This is a genomic window from Neisseria sicca VK64 (genome assembly GCF_000260655.1).
GTDB lineage: Bacteria > Pseudomonadota > Gammaproteobacteria > Burkholderiales > Neisseriaceae > Neisseria > Neisseria sicca_B.
Genome location: NZ_AJMT01000135.1, coordinates 1 through 3608 on the forward strand (window position 1 = coordinate 1; position 3608 = coordinate 3608).

Annotated in this window: 9 protein-coding genes; all 9 read right to left on the bottom strand. The window is 41.0% G+C overall.

Translation table 11 applies throughout. The features are described 5' to 3' along the window. Positions 1-15: 15 nt before the first annotated feature. Positions 16-555 (bottom strand): 50S ribosomal protein L5, encoded by a 540-nt coding sequence (gene rplE, locus HMPREF1051_RS07955; RefSeq protein WP_003759725.1) that lies wholly within the window; start codon positions 553-555, stop codon positions 16-18. Positions 556-564: 9 nt separating this feature from the next. After that, positions 565-888: a 50S ribosomal protein L24 gene (rplX, locus tag HMPREF1051_RS07960; protein ID WP_003759726.1), complete on the bottom strand. Its 324-nt coding sequence runs from the start codon at positions 886-888 to the stop codon at positions 565-567. An 11-nt stretch (positions 889-899) separates the two neighbouring features. Next, positions 900-1268 carry a 50S ribosomal protein L14 gene (rplN, locus tag HMPREF1051_RS07965; protein WP_002215434.1) on the bottom strand — a complete coding sequence of 123 codons (369 nt, stop codon included), beginning with the start codon at positions 1266-1268 and terminating at the stop codon, positions 900-902. Positions 1269-1493: 225 nt separating this feature from the next. Then, positions 1494-1757 carry a 30S ribosomal protein S17 gene (gene rpsQ / locus HMPREF1051_RS07970; RefSeq protein ID WP_003707145.1) on the bottom strand — a complete coding sequence of 88 codons (264 nt, stop codon included), beginning with the start codon at positions 1755-1757 and terminating at the stop codon, positions 1494-1496. Further along, complete coding sequence (gene rpmC / locus HMPREF1051_RS07975) at positions 1757-1948, bottom strand: 50S ribosomal protein L29 (protein WP_003675882.1); 192 nt, start codon at positions 1946-1948, stop codon at positions 1757-1759. Before rpmC ends, rpsQ begins: the two co-directional genes overlap by 1 nt. Continuing rightward, positions 1948-2364 (bottom strand): 50S ribosomal protein L16, encoded by a 417-nt coding sequence (rplP, locus tag HMPREF1051_RS07980; RefSeq protein ID WP_003675880.1) that lies wholly within the window; start codon positions 2362-2364, stop codon positions 1948-1950. Before rplP ends, rpmC begins: the two co-directional genes overlap by 1 nt. Continuing rightward, complete coding sequence (gene rpsC, locus HMPREF1051_RS07985; RefSeq protein ID WP_003675878.1) at positions 2348-3043, bottom strand: 30S ribosomal protein S3; 696 nt, start codon at positions 3041-3043, stop codon at positions 2348-2350. Before rpsC ends, rplP begins: the two co-directional genes overlap by 17 nt. A 9-nt stretch (positions 3044-3052) precedes the next feature. Beyond that, positions 3053-3382, bottom strand: coding sequence for a 50S ribosomal protein L22 (rplV, locus tag HMPREF1051_RS07990; protein WP_003675877.1), 330 nt, complete (start codon positions 3380-3382; stop codon positions 3053-3055). Positions 3383-3390: 8 nt separating this feature from the next. Further along, the coding region (rpsS, locus tag HMPREF1051_RS13470; RefSeq protein WP_003766886.1) for a 30S ribosomal protein S19 at positions 3391-3608 on the bottom strand (218 nt) is incomplete at its 5' end.

The following is a 3608-nucleotide window of genomic DNA, read 5'->3' on the forward strand; positions in this document are numbered from 1 at the left end:
CTTTCTTAGCCATGATTATCCTTTAAACGGAAACTTGAACAGTGACAATAAAGCTTTAGCTTCCTCATCAGTTTTTGCAGTAGTTGTAATAGTAATATTCAAACCACGCAAAGCATCAATTTTATCGTATTCAATTTCCGGGAAAATGATTTGCTCGCGAACACCCATGTTGTAATTACCACGACCATCAAATGATTTGCCACTTACACCACGGAAGTCACGTACACGAGGTAATGCAATAGTAATCAAACGATCCAAGAATTCAAACATTTGATCACGGCGCAATGTTACTTTGCAACCGACAGGATAATTATCGCGAATCTTAAAACCTGCGATAGATTTACGAGCAACAGTAACGACTGGTTTTTGACCAGCAATTTTCTCTAAGTCAGATACCGCGTGTTCCATAACTTTTTTATCTGCAACAGCTTCTCCGACACCCATATTTAAAGTAATTTTTTCAATACGGGGAACTTCCATTACTGACTTGTAACCAAATTGTTTAATCAGTTCAGGAACAACTGTATCTTTATAAAACTCTCTCAAACGAGCCATGTTATCTCCTTATGCTCCAATAACAGAGCCATTTGATTTGAAGAAACGAACGCGCTTAACTTTGCCTTCATTCTCAATCAGTTTAATACCAACACGGTCTGCTTTATTAGTTTCCGGATTCAGGATTGCAACATTAGAAATATCCAACGGCATTTCTTTAGCAACAATACCACCCTCAATACCACGCATCGGATTAGGTTTTTGGTGACGTTTTACGACGTTAATACCTTCAATAACAACCTTGCCACCTAATACGCGAACTACTTGACCTTGCTTACCTTTATCCTTACCAGTGATCACAACAACTTGGTCACCTTTAATGATTTTATTCATCGCGCTATTCCTTATAATACTTCAGGCGCTAATGAAACGATTTTCATAAATCGCTCAGTACGCAACTCACGGGTTACCGGACCAAAAATACGGGTACCCAGAGGTTCAAGTTTATTGTTTAACAACACGGCGGCGTTGTTATCAAATTTAATCAACGCGCCATCAGGACGACGCACACCTTTAGCAGTACGAACAACAACTGCATTGTACACATCACCTTTTTTAACACGACCACGCGGGGCCGCATCTTTAACTGCGACTTTAATAATATCGCCAACAGAAGCGTAGCGACGCTTAGATCCGCCCAACACTTTGATGCACATCACACGACGCGCACCAGAGTTATCAGCCACATCTAAGATGGTCTGCATTTGAATCATATTAGTACCTTTAAATTAACCAACTTAATTTACCATTTTCATATAACTCGCCCACTTATTTCAATTGAGCTAACTAAATGAAACCATCACGGTTCTAGTAAACCAGTCTTGGATCCCGAAGGGAAGAAACTTCCAGAAGAAACTGAAAGATAAGAAACGAAGTTTACACGCAAATTCACTTTGGCGCAACACTTCGTTTCTTATTAAAGCTAACTGTCTTAAATTTTAAACAGTACGTGCTTTCTCAACCAGTTCTTTAACAACCCAAGATTTGGTTTTTGACAGTGGACGAGATTCCGCAATTACTACAACATCGCCAATTCCATATTGATTATTTTCATCATGGGCATGGATTTTAGTTGATAAACGGATAATTTTACCGTACAGAGGATGTTTTACTTTACGTTCAACCAATACTGTCACAGTTTTGTCCATTTTGTCGCTTACCACTTTGCCTTGCAAAGTACGAACATTTTTATTTTCGCTCATTACTTAGCACCTTTTTCAGTTAAAATGGTTTTAATACGAGCAATATCGCGACGTACACGTTTTAATTCGCTTGGTTTACCCAATTGACCAGTTGCGTTTTGCATACGTAAGCCAAACTGAGCTTTCAACAAGTCCAACAAATCTGCATTTAATTGCTCAATAGATTTGTCTTTCAATTCATTTGCTTTCATTATTGACCTACCTGTCTTACTACAAAGGTCGTAGGAATAGGCAATTTGGCAGCAGCTAATTCAAATGCTTCACGAGCCAAAGCCTCTGGAACACCGTCCATCTCATACAACACTTTGCCTGGTTTGATTTCGGCAATGTAATATTCCACGTTACCTTTACCGCCACCCATACGAACTTGAATAGGTTTTTCAGTAATTGGTTTATCAGGGAATACACGAATCCAAATACGACCACCACGTTTAATGTGGCGAGTCATTGTACGACGAGCAGCTTCGATTTGGCGGGCAGTCAAACGACCGCGACCAACGGCTTTCAAACCGAACTCACCGAAACTTACTTTGTTACCGCGGGTAGCAATACCAGTATTGCGACCTTTTTGTTGCTTGCGGTATTTCAGTCTAGTTGGCTGCAGCATTACGTCCACCTGCCTTTCTTTGTTTCTTTTCATGCTCAGGTTTAGCTGAAGTCTTTACATTACCTTCAGTATATACCCAAACTTTCAGACCCAGCACGCCATAAGTAGTATGAGCTTCGCTAGTTGCATAATCTACGTTTGCGCGCAAAGTATGCAGAGGTACTCGACCTTCACGATACCATTCGCTACGAGCAATATCTGCACCATTCAGACGACCTGAGGTCATAATCTTGATACCTTTTGCTCCTGAACGCATAGCATTTTGCATAGCGCGTTTCATAGCACGGCGGAATTGAACGCGTTTTTCCAATTGCTGAGCAATACCATCAGCAATAATTTGTGCATCCAATTCAGGTTTACGGATTTCTTCGATATTCACATGAACAGGCACGCCCATCAAGGCTTGCAAATCACGTTTCAGAACTTCGATATCCTCACCTTTTTTACCAATTACTACGCCCGGACGGGCAGAGTGGATGGTAATGCGTGCAGATTTTGCAGGACGTTCAATAACTACGCGACCAACAGAAGCATTCGCCAATTTTTTACGCAGGTAGTTACGAACATCAATGTCTTGTTTCAAAACAGCAGAAAAGTCGGTGCTTTTAGCAAACCATTTTGAAGCCCAGTCTTTAGTTACCGCCAGGCGAAAGCCTGTAGGGTTAATCTTTTGTCCCATAGCTTTTCCTTAGTTGCCCACTGTCACATTGATATGACAAGTTTGTTTTTCAATGCGGTTACCGCGACCTTTGGCACGAGCTTGGAAACGTTTCAAGCTTGGACCCTTGTCAACAAAGATAGTTACCACTTTCAACTCATCAATGTCGGCACCGTTATTGTGCTCGGCATTAGCAATAGCTGATTCCAATACTTTTTTAATCAACTCAGCACCTTTTTTAGGACTGAAAGTCAAAATATTCAAAGCTTGGGCAACGTCTTTACCGCGAATCAAATCAGCCACCAAACGAGCTTTTTGAGCTGAAATACGGGCATTTTTATGTTGTGCATTTACTCTCATGATTCACCTTATTTCTTTTTAGCCTTTTTATCAGCCAAATGGCCTTTAAAGGTACGGGTCAATGAGAATTCACCTAATTTATGACCAACCATGTTATCACTGATAAACACCGGCACATGCGTGCGGCCGTTGTGTACAGCAATGGTCAGACCGATAAAATCAGGCAGAATGGTAGAACGACGAGACCAAGTTTTAATCGGGCGTTTGTCGTTGCTTGCACGAGCAG